This is a genomic window from Nostoc sp. CCY0012 (assembly GCF_963920855.1).
Classification (GTDB): domain Bacteria; phylum Cyanobacteriota; class Cyanobacteriia; order Cyanobacteriales; family Nostocaceae; genus Cyanocohniella.
Genome location: NZ_CAWUDM010000054.1, coordinates 21760 through 40848 on the forward strand (window position 1 = coordinate 21760; position 19089 = coordinate 40848).

The window sequence follows — 19089 nt, forward strand, 5'->3', positions numbered from 1 at the left end:
GTCCACTACAAAAATTTAAAAGGCTGAGTTTTGAGTAAAAACATTAGCCCCTAGCCTTTAGAAATGAAAAAATTACTAGTTTTTAGCATCTCTATAATCAGCATCCCACCAACAGCGGGGTAAACTTTCTCCCGAAGGAAAAACTAAATTTTCCTTTTTAAAGGAATCAGGTTCTTGTTCTTCTTCTCCTTCTTGCTCTTGTGCATGAACGATATGATTATTAGGGTCAATTAATTCTTGAAGATCCAGAATTTTGATGAGATCACCACTGTCTTTAATTTGTAAAAACATATAATTAGCCTCACTAAGTTTACACCAAAAAATTATGCAAATTACAGGACAACTTGCCTACCTATTAACTCCTAAATATTGACTGAACTGGATTGTTCAACTAGTTTCTTAAACCGCAGATATGCTTGTTCTGGTGTCAGCGGTTCCGATTCTTGTTCGTTAGGAATGTAGTATTGCCTACTATCAGGAAAATGACGCACCAGAAAACTAGGTATTAAACCCAACTTCAAAGCCTTTTTTCCAAGTTCTTCTGCTGTTTCTGCCAAAGAATACTCATCATGAAAACCAGATGTATTCATGTCGCTAACCTCCTGAAAGAGGATTGCTTAAATAGCAAATTATGGACAATCAAAGCCCAAAACTTACATTTCTCGTTGGTATTTCTCTAAAATATCTACTAAATTTACTTGACATTGTAGTGGGAGTAAATCAATTAAGGGCAGTTCTCCTCTACCACCGCCAATTTTCACTGGAATGGATTTTAAAACTGCTAGAACTTGGTCTTCGTTAACGGTATTAGCAGTAATTAAGGGATATAACTGTTCTGCAACGATAGTATGCAGTTTGGCATCAGATAAGTAAAGATGCCATTTAGCAATGTCCATATAGACGCCTTCGCCAATTTCCGATGCTAGGGCTTCCAGTAATTCTGTGGTATTTGTCGTAGCCATAAAAATCACCTTATATCAAATAAAGAGTGCGAACTCTCAAGATATTTAGCATTATCGCGCAATTATTCAATTGGATTCTACTACCACAGGTTACAACGCCCCAACCTCAACAGTCCATCTTCAGGTGGATTTTGGTGGAGTTTCAGAGTAGTTAGCGATCGCACTAATATAAATCAGATGCACCAACAATACTACTGCCCAACTGGCCGTTAACCAAGGTAGCCACTCCCAGGTAGTTGCTTTTAAAGTCTGGACAAACCATAAACCGGAATTAATTGCCGAAGCCGCTGCTACATGCACAGCAAAATTCATCCGGTCGTCTAACTTGCGGAAATCTGGGTCTTTGCGATCGGGTTTGCGAGGCCAACGAGGAGGCATAAGGATTTTTTACAGACTGGAACATAGTAGCAACACAGTTTGTGGCTGTGTATTTACTTATTTTAAGGTTTTTGGGGTCTATTGTGACAACGCGCCAAAAATTACGTAACTTGCAAGCCCATAAAATCCCAATTGATGTTTTTCCTAATGCAAACTAGAATATCGGAAATTTATTAACCAACGCCAATCTAGCAAAAAGAAAAGCTATTAAAGGAAAAATATTGCTTCATCAACCAATGGGGTGACCTTTCAATTTCCTGCTGTTAAAAATGATTCATCTTTTTGATAGAGGGAGCTAATGAATCCACTAGTGAAGATGTAAATAACCAACCGTTAGAGGTGGATCAAGATGGCTAAAGCAAACCCAGTGGAAATCCAAAAGCACTTGAAAGGCGTTGATTATCCTGCTGATAAGCAAACCCTAATTAAGCACGCTAAAAAACAAGGGGCTGACCGTGAATTACTCTCAATTTTAGAGCAATTACCAGAAAATGAGGAGTACGATAACCCCACAGATCTGAACAAAGCTATAGGCGATATTGTCTAGGTTATGGTTCTGGCGGCAAATAGTCTCCTGATTTTCCGCCAGTTTTACTGATTAATTGAATCGATTCAATTTTAATCGACTTTTCTAATGCTTTTGCCATATCGTATAGAGTCAAAGCTGCAACAGAAACGGCAGTTAAAGCTTCCATTTCTACACCTGTTTCCGCTTTGGTTTTGACTGTGGCATGAATTTCATAACCGGGAAGTTGCGGATCTGGTGTCACTTCAACTGTAATTTTTTGTAGTGACAAAGGATGACACAAAGGAATTAAATTAGCTGTTTGTTTGGCTGCCATAATTCCCGCTATCCTAGCAGTTGCCAAAACATCGCCTTTGGGGGCATTGCCGGCTTGAATGGCCGCAAAGGTTGTAGGCAGCATTCTCACTTTAGCAGCAGCGATCGCCTGACGGACAGTAGGCACTTTATCAGACACATCCACCATCTGGGCTTCGCCTTGATGATCTAAGTGAGTTAAGTCAGTAGAATTAAATAAAAAATTGTCTTGCATTATTTTGTGAGTCCATGTTAAGATAATTTTCTTGTAGGGGTTAAGGGCGTGTAGCTCAGTGGACTAGAGCACGTGGCTACGGACCACGGTGTCGGGGGTTCGAATCCCTCCTCGCCCGTTAAAGAAGAAGGCAAAGTAGAAAATTTTCTATTCTGCCTTCTTTTTTGCTTAAATCTTGTCTACTTTAAAAACTGTAGTTTGCCGTCAAGATTATGGAATTGCTGCCTGAGGTCGCAATGATATAAAACTCCACTTTTGATGTATAGACAAGGTTTAGTTACTATTGTTGAACGAATAGGAATCTTCAGCACGACCTAAAGCAAAGTCCAGGGAATGGCGGAGGTCATGACTAGACAAGGTAAGAAAAATGATTAATGCCAGAAAAGTTAAACCAGCACTAGAAGCAAACATATTGCGGTAGCCTACTTGGGCGGCCACAGAACCGAGAATCGGCCCAGCGATGGCAATGCCAATATCCAAGCCTACCAGAGAAACGCCAAATATCCGCCCTCGTTCATGGGGCCGGGCGCGGTCTGTCATCATAGCTGCCATCATGGGAATTGCTGTCCCGGAAGCAGCGCCTTGAATAAAGGCTGATATTAAGAACACAGCAACGCTGTTGGCTTGCCATATGCCTACCATTGCTAAAGTGTAGGCAATCAAGCTCATAGTAATAAACAAACCCCGTCCATAGACATCAGAAGCCCGACCGATAAATAACCTGACATTAAAACTAGCGATCGCCGCGACTGTGTAAAATAACCCTGGATTTAAATCGACATTAGTGGATTTAATAAATAACGGCACAAAGGTATGCAAAGTCCCTAAAACCACACCAATCAACAACATGACGACAGCGGGAATCCGCACACGGGGCGTAAATAGTAGTTGCCAAAATTGATTTTCAGAGTTTTTAGTCTCTGATATCTCATGCACAGTGGGATTAACAATAGGCACGATACATAATAAACCGGCAAAACCCAAAGCCGCCGATAAGAGAAATAAAGGAGTGTAACCAGCCCCAGCTTGTACATATCCCCCCAAGGCTGGCCCAATAGCCACACCCAAAGGATTAACTAAACTCATGTAGCCAATGACTTCACCGCGATTTTGCACTGGGGCTAAATCTCCCACCAAGGCCATAAAAGCGGTACCAAAAGCCGCAATACTCAGTCCATGAAAGGCACGCAACACCATTAATGGCCCCAGCGATGTCGCCAGTAAATAACCCAGAGGAGCGATCGCTACTGCTGCCATGCCAATTAGTAGGACAATTTTCCTACCCCGCCGGTCTGCTAAGTTGCTACACCAAGGGCGAAACAGCAACATCCCAATAGCAAAACTGCCCATGACAATGCCAATTTGTTGACTGGTAGCGCCGATCTCCTCAATATACAAAGGTAAGGTGGGCAATAACGAAGCAATACTAGACCAGAATAATAAACCTGCCGTAAATAACACCAGCAGGTTACGTCGCAATTCAGCGTCTAATGTGTGAAGAACTTTCAAAACAGATATCAGTTTATTGTGTATGTGTTTCTCACATTGTTACGTTACTTAACATTTTGCGCTACTACTTCCCGCACCCGATAGATGGGGCGACCTTGAGATTCATGGTAAGTACGCATGAGTAATTCAGCCAACAAACCAAAGCAAAACAACTGTACGCCGGTCACTAACAGTAGAACCGCCAAAATCAACAACGGACGGCTACCAATAGTTTCACCCAAAGCTAACTTGATGAAAGTCAAATACATACCGATCAATGTACCTGTAACTATGGAAACCAAACCCAACAACCCAAAAACGTGCATTGGGCGGGTGAGGAACTTCTTCATAAAGTAAATAGTTAACAAATCCATCATCACGCGAAACGTCCGCCAAATGCCATACTTACTGCGGCCAAACCGCCGCGCATGGTGACGCACAGGAACTTCGGTAATTCTCGCCCCTTCAATGAAAGCCAAGGCTGGTAAAAAGCGGTGCAGTTCTCCATAGAGATTCATATCCGCCACCACTTCCGACCGATAAGCCTTGAGAGAACAACCGTAATCATGCAGTTTCACCTCAGTCACCTTACCAATCAACCAATTGGCAACTTTAGAAGGAATCAAGCGCGACACCACAGCATCTTGACGTTTATGTCGCCAACCACTGACCAAATCGTAACCTTCTGCCAACTTAGCCAATAACATGGGAATATCAGCCGGGTCATTTTGTAAGTCAGCATCCAAAGTAACGATCGCCTGACCAATGGCATAATTAAACCCAGCCGACATCGCCGCAGTTTGACCGTAATTCCGCCGCAACAGCACCGCCTTTAAATCAGGACGAATTTGCGCTTGTTCCTTAAGATACTCAGCCGAACCATCGGTAGAACCATCATCCACACAGATAATTTCATAACTAAAATTACCACCAACACTAGAAGCGATCGCCTCCAACAAAAGCGGTAAACTTTCCACCTCATCACGCACTGGTACCACCACCGAAACATCCGGGACAATCACCGAAATTGCCCCATTATCCTCATTCAACTTCCCGGAAATTACTCCACCCCTCATAATTCCTCAGCGTCCTCAGCGTCTCTGTGGTTGATAACTCTGCAAAACCCTACCAGCACCTCGCAGCTGCTGATAGTATGACCGACTCACCCCATCTCCCTGTTCCGAGAGAACATCAATACCTATACCATTACGGCCCTGTTCCTTCCCCGAACTATGGATGTAAGAATTATCACCCAAATACAGCCCCACATGAGTAGCTTTTTGGGGTGTGCCAAAAAACACCAAATCGCCTGGCGCTAACTCAGCTATAGTAATTTTCTGGGTAAAAGCTTCCTGCTGATAAGCATCCCTCGGTAACCAAACACCCATTGAAACAAATGCTGCTTGCATTAACCCCGAACAGTCGTAATTTGGCCCCACCGTACCACCCCAAAGGTAATAATTAGACTGTTGCATCGCCGCTTGGGTAAAAGCAATCACATCTGGGATGCACTTTTTAATCTCAGACTCAGAAAATGATTTAGCCTGATAAAGTACAGTAGCAGGTTGTAAGATACCCAAATCAACAAAAGATACCCACCCTGGATAATCATCCTCACACAAACACACCTCAACCGCCGATTCCTGATGATTTGATGTGATCCGCAAATGTCGCCCAGCAGCAGCTTGAGTTGCCAAACGCGTACATTCAGGAGAATCATATAAATTCAGGTCAGCGATACAGTGGTATTCTGCCGATGTCCAATTTAGGATTTGGGATTCTGGATTAGAGAGCATTCTGCAATGATTTTCTTTCAAAAAGACGAACAACTCGAAAATCTTGGTAATGGCATTTTAGAGGCCACGTGGGCAACATTTCCCACCTTAGCCCGTAACCAAGTCGCTTTAACTTGGATTGTTTATGATCCGCCAGTACCAGTAAACACTGGTGGTGCGTTGACACCTGATGCTTTTTGGAACCATAGTGTACGTGGTTTTACGTATCGTGGCGTTGAACGAATTTATCCCGCAAGTGTAGTTAAACTATTTTATTTGGTAGCAGTCAACGAATGGCTAGAAAAAGGCATGAGCAACAATTCTCAGGAATTGACACGAGCCTTGCGGGATATGATTGTTGATTCTAGCAATGATGCTACCAGTTTAATTGTCGATATTCTTAGTGGCACGACTTCGGGGCCAGAGTTACCCACCGGGCCCTTTGAAACCTGGAAATATCAGCGTCACATTGTTAACCGCTATTATCAGTCTTTGGGCTGGGAAGAAATGCAGACAATTAACGTCTGTCAAAAAACTTGGGGTGACGGCCCTTATGGACGGGAAAGGGCATTTTATGGAGAAATGTTAGAAAATCGTAACATGGTCACCACCAATGCCATTGCTAGGTTACTTCATAGTATCGTTGGTGGGGTGGCAGTTTCCAGTGGGCGATCGCAAGCCATGATGAGTTTGCTCAAACGCAGTATCAATCCTGATGATTTACCCACAGATGTAGAAGAAGATCAAGTTACAGGTTTCTTGGGTAGTGGACTGACACCAGATGCTCAACTTTGGTCAAAAGCTGGTTGGACAAGTCAAGTGCGTCATGATGCCGCGTATATTGAATTACCGGATCAGCGACCTTACATTTTAGTAGCATTTACTGAAGGTAAAGCCAACGCCAAAAGCCGAGAAATTTTACCATTTATTTCTCAGCGATTTGTGGAAGCAATTAGTAGTTTTTGACGCACTCCCCGCAATTGAATTGCGGGGATTCTGGGTTATCTACTAATAATAACTAAGCGCATTTTACTAAACTTTTAACTGAATTTAGTTATTTTCCGCACAATTTGTGCTGTCAAAACTTGGGGTTTATTGCTGACGCGATCGCTTGTTTTTGTCCCATCTGCCAAAATTGCGGTATCTTCGTGTCATTAACCTTTGGGTAGAGTTAGCATCATCTACCAGACAGTATATTGGGAGGGATGCAATAACACATTAGGAATCACAAAGCATCATCCCAAAATAGTGCTTTTCATGTGAAAATCGCAAATCCTGATTAAATATAGTTAATTTGTTCTTCGGTTCCCTGTAAGCTATGACATCTCCTGAGCCTCAAACTGATTTTGAAGAAAATGTTTCCCCAACCTTAGACGAGCAAACCCCTGAACAACGTCTGTGGCTGCGATTCTTGTTAGCTTTAGTGCTGATCTTCGGGGGTGGAACAGCTATAGTTTGGCGTGTCCTAGCTCCCATAAATCAAACACCATCTGCTGATATCCAAACTCCAGGGGTACGAGTTAAGGTGGCGACAGTTCAAAGCGGTACAGTTGAAGATAGTTCAGATTTTGTGGCTAGCTTAAAGTCCCAGCGTTCAGTGCAGATACCATCAAAAATTCCCGGTCAAGTTACCCAGGTATTCGTCAAAATGGGTGATGCTGTAGCCGCCGGAACTGCATTGATGCAGGTAGACCTAAGAGCATCTACAATCAATGAAATTAATGCTGCCAATCAGGCTGCTGTAGCACAAAGGGAAAATGCCCGTGCTAGACTCCAGTCCCTAGAAGCTGCTCGACAATCTCAAATGGCTGATTTGAGATCGCAGCAACAGGAATATGAAAAATATGCTGATCTAGCAGCCCAAGGCGCTGTCTCTCGACAAACTAGGGATGAATATGCTAACAGGCTCTCAACAGCTAATGCTAATATTGGCGCTATTAATTCCCAAATTCAAGGCCAGCAAGCCACCATATTGCAGGCAGAACAAGCCATGCAACAAGCCCAAGCAAATATTCAACAACAACAAATCCAGCCCCAGAGTTACAGAATTACAGCCCCCTTTAGTGGCACTATTGGTGAAATGCCAGTGAAAGTAGGTAATTTAGTCAATACTTCTACACCATTGGTAACAGTTTCTCAGAATCAACCCTTAGAAGTTCACATCACTGTGCCACCAGAACAAGCTTCCCAAATACGTCAGGGAATGCCTGTAGAATTGTTAAATCCCCAAAATCAAGTTTTGAGTACTAGTGAAATATCTTCAATTGCTCCTGATACCAACAGTGAGCGGTCATCAATTCTCATCAAAGCACTTTTTAATAATACTGAAGGGCAGCTACGACCGAATCAATTAGTTCGGGCCAGAGTAATTTGGAATCAGCGTTCTGGGGTATTAATCCCCACCAAAGCGGTGTCTCGTCTAGAAGGGGAAACTGTTGTCTATGTCTTAGAAAAAGAAAATTCTTCACAAGGCTCATCTCAATTCATAGCTCGGCAAAGACAGGTAAAGTTAGGCAATAGCAGAGATGATTATTACCAAATTATTGCCGGATTACAACCTGAAGATATTATAGTTACTTCTGGATTACTAAATCTTAAAGATGGGGTACCCATAGTCCCGGAATCTTGATAAGTAGTTAAACAAAATTAATTACACAAAATTAAGGTATGAAACCCTTATCCAGACTGGAAACTCATGTGTAAATAATTCTGTGCGATTACTTAAGTGTGATTTAGGGGCTTCCAAAGAATAAATGATCCAATTTACGCAAATAATATTTGTTGTCTTCCCTCTATTCCCCACTCCCTTTATACTTGCAAATGCTATGAAAATGATTATCATTAAATTATGAATGTACCGATGATTACCGTTGTTGCTGGTGTTTCTGGCTGTGGCAAAACTCATTGGATTTGCCAACAGCTACGCAAGACTTCTGCTGCGGAAAACGTGATTTATTTTAGTCCGGGGACGGGAAATGTCCCCATTGACCAGATCCGCTTAAATGCGGAGTTTCCAGAGGTGAAGGTTGTTAGTGAACAACAAGAATTAGAATTTCTCAGCCAGCTAACAGGCTCAGAGATGGTTTATATAGAATTAGGTTTTTACTTGGAATTAAAAGCAATTGAGCAAATATTAGGAAATTTATCATACCAGTCTGTGGCAGTCTTACCACCACACCTCGAAGATTCTGAATATCACGTCTGGGCAGAAAAAATTGTTAAAGGTATAAATATTGATACAAACATTACCCAAAACCAGATTTGGCGCGCCCCTACCATTGGTCAAGTCATCGATGAGGAGAGTTTAAATGAATTTTGGTATGAACTATCCCACGGTGCGTATGGTAAAGTGAGCCGTGCCAAGGGAATTTTTGATGTTGCAGATGGTAGGTCATTATATGCAGATTTTGTCTTAGGTGTACCCACCATAGATTTTCTGGAGTTAGATTTACCACGCCACTTAGAAGGTAGACCCCAGCGTTTTAGTGGGTTGGAAGTATGGGGACAAAAGTTGGATGAGTCGGCGATAAAACAAACCTTACAAGATTGCTATTTGTCGGATGGTGCGATCGCACAATATCAAGAACAAGTAAAACAGATTCTCAATGAGGAGACTATACAGTGAAAATAGCGGTCATGTCATGTATTCATGGCAATTATGAAGCATTAGATGCGGTGTTGCTAGACATCGACCAGCAAAAAGCCGAGAAAATTTTTTGTTTAGGCGATTTAGTGGGATATGGGCCCCATCCCAATGCAGTAGTTACACAAATTCGTTCCCTCGATATACCCACCTGTGTGGGCTGTTGGGATGAAGATATTGTGGAAGGATTGAATGCTTGTGATTGTAGTTATCCGTCATTATTAGCAGAAAAACGCGGCAAAATCGCTCATGAGTGGACAAATAACCAAATTAATCCCGAAAACCGCAAATTTCTCGCCCAATTACCTCATAGTTTACGCGAAGAAAATTTAGCTTTTGTTCACGGTAGTCCCCACAGTAACCATGAGTACTTATTACCAGAACTTGACGCATTTGCAGCGCTAGAGAGGGTACTTTCCACAGAAGCAGATGTGCTTTTTTGTGGTCATACCCATATACCTTATGTACGCAACTTAGATGCAGGTAGTTTGCAAGTTCTTGTTAAAAGTCAACAAGCAGCAGCACAAGAAAAGAATTTTACAGCTTCCCTCAAGCGCATTATCAATGTCGGTTCAGTAGGAGAACCCAGACATGGGCGACCCAATGCGACTTATGTTATTTATGACACAGAAACCCAAGCCGTAAATCTGCGGGAAGTAGCTTACGACTATCAGAAAACCTGTGCAGCAATTATTGAAAAGGGTTTACCGAAAATTTTTGCCTGGCGTTTAGCGCAAGGTTTGGAATTTGCGGAAAGGGCTGATGACCCGACTCATGTTTGTACTAGGTAAAAATATTGCTTAATTAATAATCTAAAATTTTTATGAGTAAATGGGCGATTTTAAGCGGAATTGAAGGAAATCTGGCGGCTTATGAGGCTGTAATCGCTGATATTAAGTGCCAGTCTCATGTAGATGCTTTGTATATTTTGGGCGATTTAGTGGGCCCCAGACAAGAAACTGAACAGTTAGTAAAACGGGTGTTTAACCCCCAACCAGGAGAACTAGAACCCCTGATTTGTAAAGGTTGGTGGGAAGAACAGTGTTTGATTCTCCACGGACTGGGGGGAAGTGGTGAACCTATTGAATTAATAGAAAAATATGGCAGCGAAACAACTAAATTGCTGTGGGAGTGTGTTTCGCGCCCAATAGCCCAATGGTTAAGAACTCTAGATTTTGGGTTTTTTGAACTGGATTGTTTGTTAATTCATGGGACAACAGTAGGAGTAGACGAGGAACTTACCCCAGACACACCCCCAATTCAAATGCTAGACCGCCTCTCTCGAATGCAAGCCAATAACTTATTTTGTGGTCGTTCTGGCTTGGCTTTTCAATATCAGCTACAAGCAGGTTCAATTACCACAGAAGTAACAACTTTAGATAATCCAGCATCTCCTCAAACTGTGCAAATCACTCCCCGTCAGGTCATTGGCGTAGGTAATGTGGGACGCACACCAGGACAAGCAACTTATACGCTCTACCATCCGGGGACGAATCAGGTGGAATTTAAAACTGTTAGTTACCTGGCGCAACCTTCTAAAACCATATCACCCTGAATGAAAAGAGCCGAGTAAGGATATTGATTGTCTGACATCCCATCGCTACAGACATCGACTTTTCTGATAATTAACATGTTGTTATCTCCATCTTTGCCGCTAAATCGATAGACTCGCACCAAGTCTGCGGGTCGCCCAGAAGCTGCCAATGGTTCAACATAAGGAAATGTTTGCTTTTGGTCATTTAACAATGAGGAATAGACAATTTCTTTTTTGCTAACATCAACACTCCAAAATGGTTCAGTACCGCTAGCGATAAATTCTGTACGTACGGGAGTATTGGAAGTATCCACCGCGACCAGATTATTGTTAGTGTCGGCAGATGCTTGGTTATTGTCATTATTGGCACAACTAACCAGTCCCAATAGAACAAGACAAAAGACGAGAGCTTTCATAAATTAAGAATGTATAACTACTAATTGGCTTTACGGATCATAATGTTATGTGTAATATTCACAAAATTACTTATGCCGAAAGCTAGTTGGAATGGCGCTGTCTTAGCCGAAAGTGATAACACTGTGGTTGTGGAAGGGAACCATTACTTCCCTGTTGATGCTATTAACAAGGAATACTTTCAAGAAAGTAACACCCACACGACTTGTCCGTGGAAAGGTGTTGCTAGTTACTACAGTATCGAAGTTGATGGGCAAGTCAACAAAGATGCCGCATGGTACTATCCCAGCGCCAAGGAAAAGGCTAAAAATATTGAAGGTTATGTTGCTTTCTGGAAAGGTGTAAAAGTCGAAGCTTAGTTTTATTTAATGACTAACAAAAAACGCCCCCTGTTTCCAGGAGGCGTTTTCTATTCAGTTAAGTTTTGTGATTAACCGTTGATTGCAGGTGCAGTTAAAGCAACAGGAGCAACTTCACCAGCAGCCAAGTCTAGAGGGAAGTTGTGAGCGTTACGCTCGTGCATTACTTCCATACCTAAGTTAGCGCGGTTGATGACATCAGCCCAGGTAGCGATGACGCGACCTTGAGAATCGATTACGGATTGGTTGAAGTTGAAACCGTTCAAGTTGAAAGCCATTGTGCTAACACCCAGTGCGGTGAACCAGATACCGATTACAGGCCATGCAGCTAGGAAGAAGTGCAAGGAACGGCTGTTGTTGAATGATGCGTATTGGAAGATTAAGCGACCGAAGTAACCGTGTGCTGCAACGATGTTGTAGGTTTCTTCTTCTTGACCGAACTTGTAACCGTAGTTTTGTGATTCGCTTTCTGTGGTTTCACGTACCAAGGAAGAAGTAACTAGTGAACCGTGCATTGCAGAGAACAAGCTACCACCGAAGACACCAGCTACACCTAACATGTGGAAGGGGTGCATCAAGATGTTGTGTTCTGCTTGGAACACGATCATGAAGTTGAATGTACCTGAGATACCTAAAGGCATACCATCAGAGAAGGAACCTTGACCGATGGGGTAGATTAAGAAGACTGCGGTAGCAGCAGCTACAGGTGCGGAGAATGCTAGGCAAATCCAAGGACGCATACCTAAGCGGTAAGACAATTCCCATTCACGTCCTAAGTAGCAGAATACGCCAGTTAAGAAGTGGAAAATTACCAATTGGTAAGGGCCGCCGTTGTACAACCACTCATCTAAGGAAGCTGCTTCCCAAATGGGGTAGAAGTGTAAGCCGATAGCGTTAGAGGAAGGAACAACTGCACCGGAAATAATGTTGTTTCCGTAGAGCAAAGAACCAGCTACAGGTTCGCGGATACCGTCGATATCTACTGGAGGTGCGGCGATGAAGGCGATGATGAAGCAGGTGGTTGCAGCTAGCAGGGTGGGGATCATTAATACACCGAACCAACCGATGTATAGACGGTTATTGGTGCTGGTGATCCAATCGCAGAAGCGATCCCATACGTTGGCGCTTTGGCGCTGTTGTAAGGTTGTAGTCATGATGTGATAATTGCGGTTATTTGAGTATAAATTAGGCGTTTTTGTGTTCGCCTATGAACTTATATTACGAGCTTTGTTGCGATTTGTAAAGTATTTTGAGAAAAAAATTTTTATTATCTCTGAAGAAAACCCTGAAATGCACTGTTTACAAGGGAAGTGAAGTGTTAAGAGATAAATATTATGCAGTGCGATCGCTATCGCCTAACGTAACAATCATATATATGTACCAGTTTTTCTCAGGTACAAGGTTGGGTTGTTCGCGTCAGTCCAACGCTAAAACCTCCGATTTTGTTGGGTTTCACTTCGTTCTAACCAACCTACGCATCTGTAACATTGTTTTCGTAAATTGGCGTAACAATCATATATATGTACTACTTGAGATTAATTGAGATTAAGGTGTTTTATGCTCATCCCTCATAGTCGCAGTGTTACATATAGCCCTGCTTATACAATCGTTCCCACTTACGAGTGCTTTAACCGCTGTACCTACTGCAACTTTCGCAGCGAACCCGGTCAAAGCCCCTGGATGACTTTATCAGCAGCCGAAAGCATTTTGCTACAACTACAAAGCCAGAAAGTTTGTGAAATCCTCATTCTTAGTGGTGAAGTACATCCCCATTCACCCAAGCGTCAGGAGTGGTTTCAGCGGATTTATGCTTTGTGTGAGTTAGCTTTGGCGATGGAATTTTTGCCACATACTAATGCTGGCCCACTGAGTTTTGCGGAGATGCAACAGCTAAAGAATGTCAATGTTTCGATGGGTTTAATGTTGGAACAGTTAACCCCAACATTGTTAAATACTGTTCATCGACACGCACCGAGTAAATTACCAGCAACTAGGTTGCAACAATTAACATGGGCGGGAGAGTTGCAGATTCCCTTTACCACGGGGTTACTTTTAGGAATTGGGGAAACTGAGAAAGATTGCTGGGAAACATTAAACGCCATATCTGACTTACATCAGCGTTACCACCATATACAAGAAGTCATATTGCAACCCCACAGCCCCGGACATCAGCAAACCTTTGATGCAGCAGCTTTTGACCCCCATCAATTACCGAAAGTCATTGCTAAAGCGCGTGAGATTTTACCGCCAGATATTACAATTCAAATTCCGCCGAATTTGGTTCAAGATGACCAATGGTTGCTGGCTTGTATTGAAGCTGGTGCGCGAGATTTAGGCGGAATTGGCCCCAAAGATGAAGTGAATCCTGATTATCCTCATATTCAGGAACAAGCGTTGAGCAAAATTTTACAACCTGCGGGGTGGGAATTGGTGCCACGTTTACCTATATATCCGCAGTTTGATAATTGGTTGACGGGGAAATTGCAGACTGCTGTGAAACACTGGCGTAATGTCTTATATTCCAACCCTATGAAGTGTAAATCTAAATATGTATAAAAATTGAAGATTATGAGTCAAACACAGCTAAAACCAGCAATTTTCCTTTTGATTGGTGCAAAATCTTATCAGTAACAGGACTTACGTAACCAACCACGTATTTTCGTCATTGCGTAGGCGAAGCCCATCGTTCGCGTAGCGTCTCGCAGAGAAGATATCGTAGGGAGGCAATCTCAAAGCCTTGATTTTCGTAGCGAGTGCGTAAGTCCTAAGTAAACCGCTCCAATTCTTTGTGCTATCTTCAAGATAAGGTTTTATCAATTCGAGGTGCCTATGGTTAGGCAAGTAATTGGTTTAGCAGCAACACTAAGTATTTTGGCTGCGAGTGCTGTATCGGTAAGCGCTGCAAACGACCTTCGCAGTGTGAACTCTGCTGCACTGGGCATCAGCCGCAATCATCCTTGGTCTGAACCTGTTCAGATTAATGACCCATTTGAAGGCAATTTTATTGGGGTATTTGACCGCAACTATTTTTACGATCGCCTGTTGAATACCAATAGTCGAATTGAAGTACAGAGCCTTTGGAGTCCACAATCAGTTCGTTTTTTGTTGATCACAAGCGATCGCAATTGTCGTACTGGTTCAATTCGTTACGGTATTCCCACTAATTTAGGTTGTTCAGTAGTTACTAATTCACGGAATTTGACTCAACTGTATGTCAAGCTGAATGACCAAGTGTATCAAGTTTCCGGACAAAATAGTCAGTTTCCCATTAGTAACGAACTCGCCCAAGCATTACAGACTGCGCCAGAGGGTAATGTCAGTATTCGGTTGCTGACAGAAAATGGAGAAACGGTAAATACTGAAATTGGTCAAGGAACCTTTGCAGCATGGAGAACCGTGTATACACCCCAAACTAGAGCCAGTGCTGAATAAACAGGCGATTGCCGATGTATTATTTTTCATAAAAACAGCAAAAATATCCGTAAAATTAAGTTAATATGGCGCTGAACTGGGAAATTAGAACTTATGACCCAAGATTTTGCCATATTAAAGCGGATATACAACACCTTCGACCCATTTCGCCCCTTACCGGCTGGAGATCCCGCTTATGTTGATTGTTCAGAAGTGCGGGGAGATGGGGACATTTTGGTTGAGGTGGGGAGAGAGATTTTGTTATCTGATAGAATGACCTCTCAACTTTATGCAGGACATCGCGGTGCTGGTAAATCAACGGAATTATTGCGGCTGCAAAAATATTTAAATGACAACGGTTGCTTTGTTGTCTATTTTGCCGCTGACGAAGAAGATATTGATCCAGAAGATGCCCAATATACAGATATTCTCTTAGCTTGTACACGTCATTTATTAAGGGCGTTAAAAGATAATGCTTCTCCAGACAGTTTATTGAACTGGTTAAAAGACCGTTGGCAAGACTTAAAGGATTTAGCATTAACTGAGGTAGCTTTAGATAGTTTAAGTATAGAGTCGCAAATTTCCCAATTTGCCAAAATTACCGCCAATTTGAAAACTGAACCTAGCCAACGCCAAAAAATTCGTGAGAAAGTTAATCCTCATACAATCACGTTAATTGAGGCGTTAAATCAGTTTATTAAAGATGCCAAAAATAACTTACCTGAAGGTTATTCTCAACTGGTATTAATTGCTGACAACCTAGACCGGATTGTACCCATACCTCAAGAAGATGGACGCAGCAATCATGAGCAAATTTTTCTAGACCGCAGCGAACAACTCCAAGCTTTAGATTGCCATTTGATTTACACAGTACCAATTTCTTTACTGTATTCTCAGCGTGCTGCCGATTTAACCAATATTTATGGAAATACTCAGGTATTACCCATGATTATGGTGCAAACTCCCGAAAATGAAAAATATGAACGGGGAATTAATAAAGTTACAGAATTATTACAAAAACGCCTGAGTTTGATAGACTCTAATCGATCTATTGTTGATATATTTGAAGAACGTCAAGCATTAGAGGCTATATGCTTAATGAGTGGGGGTCATGTGCGAAATTTATTATTATTAACGAAGGAAGCCATGAAATACACTAACGCTTTGCCTATTCCTACTAGAGCCATACAGCGCTCAATTAGCGAGTTGCGAAATACCTACCGCAATACGGTTTTCGTTAATGAATGGGAAGCACTGGCAAAAGTGCATCATGATAAAGAAATAGAAAATGATCAACTGTATCGGGGTTTGTTATTTAATCGCTGTATTTTGGAATATCGATATTTTGATCAAGAGGGAGAAAGCCAAGTTTGGTATGATATTCATCCTTTAATTAAAGGAATTAAACAATTTCAGGCTGTTTTTAATGAATTATACCCGTCGTCATCAAACTAACTTTTCACGATATCTGGAAAACCTCTCTCTAAATCTCTCTCCTGCGAGGAGAGAGACTTTGAATTACTGGTTGGGAAGTTATATTTTCCGTGGACTTTTCCATATGACGTGTAAATTTAGGTCATCAAAAAATTAATAGTTTTGATATAACCCATTAACAATTAGGATTTATTGGCTAAGTTTATGACACTGGAATTAACTGATTGGGATAATGATTTACCATCAGAAACAGATGAAGAATATCAAGCCTTAGTGCGTACTCTAAAATTTACAGAAGGCTTTGGCTTATTCTTTGTTCGTTGTTCTCCAGCAGAAAGTGAGCAGATAATTACTAAAATAAAAGTAGATGTTGCCAATAAAAATATTCACGTATTGCGGCTGGATGAAGCAGTTAATAATTTATATGAAATAATTGAAAAATTAGATAATCGAGAAAAAATAGAAATTTTATTTATTACAGGTTTAGAGCATTCTTTTTATAAATATGAAGAATGTAAAGCATTAGCAGGGTGGAATAGTAGAGATATTTATTCATACAGTTGGAAGGGTGTACCGCCTGTTTTAATTAATCTCAACCAACAGCGAGAACGTTTTAGAGATAATTTTAATATGTGTTTTGTGTTCTTACTACCTCAATTTGCAATTAAATATTTTATTCAACGCGCTCCAGATTTCTTTGATTGGCGTTCTGGTTTATTTGAGTTTCCTCTAGATCAAGAAACTTTAGAACAAGAATCATTACGTCATTCTTTGGTAGATGATTATGAAATTTATCTTAAACTAACTCCAGAAGAAAGAACTCAAAAAATTATAGAAATTCAAGAACTAATAGTAGAATATCATCAAACACCTGATCAACGATGCAGTTTATTAATTAGCTTGGGGAGGTTGCAGTCTGCTGGAAAAGATTATATACAAGCCCTTGCATCTTATGACAAAGCTTTAGCGATTCAACCTGATAAACATGAAGCTTGGAACAAACGGGGGAATGCGCTCTCTGATTTAGGACGCTATGAAGAAGCGAGCGTATGTTTTGACAAAGCCTTAGAAATTCAACTAGATGACCATAAAGCTTTGTACAACCGGGGTAATGCTGTCAGACAATTAGGATGCAATGAAGAAGCAATTGCCGCTTACGAAAGAGCTTTGGCGATTCAACCTGATGACCACTATGCTTGGAACTTACAGGGGTATGCGCTTTCTATTTTAGGACGCAATGAAGAAGCGATCGCCGCCTACGAAAGAGCTTTGGTGATTCAACCTAATGACCACTACGCTTGGTTCTTCCGGGGAAATGCGTTCAGACAATTAGGACGCAATGAAGAAGCGATTGCTGCCTACGACAGAGTTTTGGCGATTCAACCTGATGACCACTACGCTTGGTACATTCGGGGAAATGCGCTCAGACAATTAAAACGCAACGAAGAAGCGATTGCTGCCTACGACAAAGCTTTGGCGATTCAACCTGATTTCTACCAAGCTTGGTACAACAAAGCTTGTTCTTATGCCAAATTAGGTAATATTGAACAGGCATTAGAAAACTTGCAAAAAGCAATTGATCTGAGTCATGATAGATATATTGAAATGGCAAGAACTGACTCGGATTTTGATGGTATTCGAGAAGATGAACGTTTTCAGACATTGATGCAAGCAGGTGAATTTGAGGCATTTTAAATTACAAGCGTTCTGATAAAAACTCAAACAAAATTATTTGACAATCAGGAATATAAATCAAATGTCAAAAACTAGAAACCTTGAACAAGAAGTCTTACATAATTTACGAATACTTTCTTTTGAAAAACAACAAGAAGTTCTAGATTTTGTGGAATTTCTCGTCCAAAAAACGGAAAATAATCAGGAGTTATACAGAAAAAATTCTGAATTACATACTAAATCCAGCCCTCCACAGCAAAAACGGCTATCTCTGCAAGAAATTGCTAAACTACCTGTGGCAGAAAGGCACAAAATACTAGAACCTTTTATTGATGCTACAGCCGAAGATTTTTTAAATGACCCAGAATTAACAGAGTTTTCCGTGCTAGATGGTGAAGACTGGAAAGCAGTAAATAATTAAAGGTTTGTAGTGAGGACTTTAGTCCTCAAATAAGGGCTGTACTGCTTCGCAGAACCAGTAGGGTACCCCTGACTACGAAATGAATTTTAATTATCTTACATTGCTTAACATAGTTTGATTTTTTCTCGCCGACTTACTTGTGAGCTAAGAAATCACTCTCAAGTTAGAGATTAAATATTGATTGTGGTAGAAGACTTTTTGATTTTATATCAGTAAGATAATTTATTAAATTCAATAAATTAATCACTTTTCATATACTGTTGCTAGCAAATAAATATTTATAGGATAACAATACAAAATATGGATAACATCAGAAAATCTGATAATAACACTAATAACTTAGATCAGCAAATAATAGTCACCGAAACTGATATGTCTTCAGAGTTATCATCTAACGAACTGATACAAACAAATAAAACAATCAATATAGATGGTCAACGTCCAATTGATGCCACTAACATTGAAATCGAGGAAATAATTGATATAGATCTTAGTGGTGCAGAAAACTTTTTGGAGTCTCAAGTTGAAAAAACAGTAACAC

The 19089-nt window shown here is 41.2% G+C and carries 22 protein-coding genes, 1 tRNA gene and 1 pseudogene; 14 read left to right on the forward strand and 10 right to left on the reverse strand.

What is annotated here, in order from left to right:
- Positions 1–75: 75 nt before the first annotated feature.
- From ACM0OS_RS16705 to ACM0OS_RS16720, 4 genes are all read right to left on the reverse strand, one after another.
- On the reverse strand, positions 76–291 hold the full coding sequence (locus ACM0OS_RS16705) for an acetyltransferase (RefSeq protein ID WP_414544320.1): 216 nt from the start codon (positions 289–291) through the stop codon (positions 76–78).
- A 71-nt stretch (positions 292–362) separates the two neighbouring features.
- Positions 363–590 (reverse strand): hypothetical protein, encoded by a 228-nt coding sequence (locus tag ACM0OS_RS16710; RefSeq protein WP_414544321.1) that lies wholly within the window; start codon positions 588–590, stop codon positions 363–365.
- A gap of 63 nt (positions 591–653) precedes the next feature.
- Positions 654–962 carry a DUF3181 family protein gene (locus ACM0OS_RS16715; protein WP_414544322.1) on the reverse strand — a complete coding sequence of 103 codons (309 nt, stop codon included), beginning with the start codon at positions 960–962 and terminating at the stop codon, positions 654–656.
- Between the two features lie 120 nt (positions 963–1082).
- A complete protein-coding gene (locus tag ACM0OS_RS16720; RefSeq protein ID WP_414544323.1) occupies positions 1083–1340 on the reverse strand; it encodes a hypothetical protein in 258 nt (85 codons plus the stop codon).
- 349 nt (positions 1341–1689) lie between these two features.
- On the opposite strand from ACM0OS_RS16720, the gene ACM0OS_RS16725 reads away from it, so the two are divergent.
- A complete protein-coding gene (locus ACM0OS_RS16725; RefSeq protein ID WP_414544324.1) occupies positions 1690–1887 on the forward strand; it encodes a DUF2795 domain-containing protein in 198 nt (65 codons plus the stop codon).
- A gap of 1 nt (position 1888) precedes the next feature.
- Here the strand turns inward: ACM0OS_RS16725 and moaC are convergent, their stop codons facing one another.
- Positions 1889–2395 (reverse strand): cyclic pyranopterin monophosphate synthase MoaC, encoded by a 507-nt coding sequence (gene moaC, locus ACM0OS_RS16730; RefSeq protein WP_414544325.1) that lies wholly within the window; start codon positions 2393–2395, stop codon positions 1889–1891.
- A 44-nt stretch (positions 2396–2439) separates the two neighbouring features.
- Between moaC and ACM0OS_RS16735 the strand changes: the two genes are divergently transcribed.
- Positions 2440–2513, forward strand: a tRNA-Arg gene (locus tag ACM0OS_RS16735).
- A gap of 155 nt (positions 2514–2668) precedes the next feature.
- Here ACM0OS_RS16735 and ACM0OS_RS16740 read toward each other — a convergent pair.
- From ACM0OS_RS16740 to ACM0OS_RS16750, 3 genes are read right to left on the reverse strand one after another with little or no spacing between them, the layout of a single operon-like run.
- Complete coding sequence (locus ACM0OS_RS16740; RefSeq protein WP_414544326.1) at positions 2669–3904, reverse strand: MFS transporter; 1236 nt, start codon at positions 3902–3904, stop codon at positions 2669–2671.
- A 44-nt stretch (positions 3905–3948) separates the two neighbouring features.
- The gene (locus ACM0OS_RS16745) at positions 3949–4959 is read right to left on the reverse strand and encodes a glycosyltransferase family 2 protein (protein ID WP_414544327.1); all 1011 of its coding nucleotides are present in this window, start codon (positions 4957–4959) and stop codon (positions 3949–3951) included.
- 15 nt (positions 4960–4974) lie between these two features.
- Positions 4975–5679 (reverse strand): NlpC/P60 family protein, encoded by a 705-nt coding sequence (locus tag ACM0OS_RS16750; RefSeq protein ID WP_414544328.1) that lies wholly within the window; start codon positions 5677–5679, stop codon positions 4975–4977.
- 6 nt (positions 5680–5685) lie between these two features.
- Here ACM0OS_RS16750 and ACM0OS_RS16755 point away from each other — a divergent pair, with 6 nt between their 5' ends.
- The 5 genes from ACM0OS_RS16755 to ACM0OS_RS16775 all read left to right on the forward strand — a co-directional run bounded on the left by ACM0OS_RS16755 (position 5686) and on the right by ACM0OS_RS16775 (position 10856).
- Positions 5686–6624 (forward strand): serine hydrolase, encoded by a 939-nt coding sequence (locus ACM0OS_RS16755; protein ID WP_414544329.1) that lies wholly within the window; start codon positions 5686–5688, stop codon positions 6622–6624.
- A 352-nt stretch (positions 6625–6976) separates the two neighbouring features.
- Positions 6977–8287: an efflux RND transporter periplasmic adaptor subunit gene (locus ACM0OS_RS16760; protein ID WP_414544330.1), complete on the forward strand. Its 1311-nt coding sequence runs from the start codon at positions 6977–6979 to the stop codon at positions 8285–8287.
- A gap of 219 nt (positions 8288–8506) precedes the next feature.
- On the forward strand, positions 8507–9283 hold the full coding sequence (locus ACM0OS_RS16765) for a GTP-binding protein (protein WP_414544331.1): 777 nt from the start codon (positions 8507–8509) through the stop codon (positions 9281–9283).
- Entirely contained in the window at positions 9280–10092 is an 813-nt protein-coding gene (locus ACM0OS_RS16770) for a metallophosphoesterase family protein (RefSeq protein ID WP_414544332.1), read from the forward strand. The genes ACM0OS_RS16765 and ACM0OS_RS16770 overlap by 4 nt, the downstream gene beginning before the upstream one ends.
- Before the next feature lie 32 nt (positions 10093–10124).
- A complete protein-coding gene (locus tag ACM0OS_RS16775) occupies positions 10125–10856 on the forward strand; it encodes a metallophosphoesterase family protein (RefSeq protein WP_414544333.1) in 732 nt (243 codons plus the stop codon).
- On the opposite strand, the gene ACM0OS_RS16780 is transcribed toward ACM0OS_RS16775, so the two are convergent.
- Positions 10820–11251 carry a COG3650 family protein gene (locus ACM0OS_RS16780; protein ID WP_414544334.1) on the reverse strand — a complete coding sequence of 144 codons (432 nt, stop codon included), beginning with the start codon at positions 11249–11251 and terminating at the stop codon, positions 10820–10822. The two genes, ACM0OS_RS16775 and ACM0OS_RS16780, sit on opposite strands and share 37 nt — an antisense overlap.
- Before the next feature lie 72 nt (positions 11252–11323).
- On the opposite strand from ACM0OS_RS16780, the gene ACM0OS_RS16785 reads away from it, so the two are divergent.
- On the forward strand, positions 11324–11608 hold the full coding sequence (locus tag ACM0OS_RS16785) for a DUF427 domain-containing protein (protein ID WP_414544335.1): 285 nt from the start codon (positions 11324–11326) through the stop codon (positions 11606–11608).
- Positions 11609–11679: 71 nt separating this feature from the next.
- On the opposite strand, the gene psbA is transcribed toward ACM0OS_RS16785, so the two are convergent.
- A complete protein-coding gene (gene psbA, locus ACM0OS_RS16790) occupies positions 11680–12762 on the reverse strand; it encodes a photosystem II q(b) protein (protein WP_414544336.1) in 1083 nt (360 codons plus the stop codon).
- 403 nt (positions 12763–13165) lie between these two features.
- On the opposite strand from psbA, the gene cofG reads away from it, so the two are divergent.
- From cofG to ACM0OS_RS16820, 6 genes and pseudogenes are all read left to right on the forward strand, one after another.
- Positions 13166–14164: a 7,8-didemethyl-8-hydroxy-5-deazariboflavin synthase subunit CofG gene (gene cofG, locus ACM0OS_RS16795; RefSeq protein ID WP_414544337.1), complete on the forward strand. Its 999-nt coding sequence runs from the start codon at positions 13166–13168 to the stop codon at positions 14162–14164.
- A gap of 273 nt (positions 14165–14437) precedes the next feature.
- Entirely contained in the window at positions 14438–15040 is a 603-nt protein-coding gene (locus ACM0OS_RS16800) for a hypothetical protein (RefSeq protein ID WP_414544338.1), read from the forward strand.
- A gap of 93 nt (positions 15041–15133) precedes the next feature.
- Complete coding sequence (locus tag ACM0OS_RS16805; RefSeq protein WP_414544339.1) at positions 15134–16474, forward strand: ATP-binding protein; 1341 nt, start codon at positions 15134–15136, stop codon at positions 16472–16474.
- A gap of 183 nt (positions 16475–16657) precedes the next feature.
- A complete protein-coding gene (locus ACM0OS_RS16810; protein ID WP_414544340.1) occupies positions 16658–18148 on the forward strand; it encodes a tetratricopeptide repeat protein in 1491 nt (496 codons plus the stop codon).
- Between the two features lie 61 nt (positions 18149–18209).
- On the forward strand, positions 18210–18548 hold the full coding sequence (locus ACM0OS_RS16815; protein ID WP_414544341.1) for a hypothetical protein: 339 nt from the start codon (positions 18210–18212) through the stop codon (positions 18546–18548).
- A gap of 300 nt (positions 18549–18848) precedes the next feature.
- Positions 18849–19089 (forward strand): annotated as a pseudogene (locus ACM0OS_RS16820) (hypothetical protein); the annotation flags it as partial.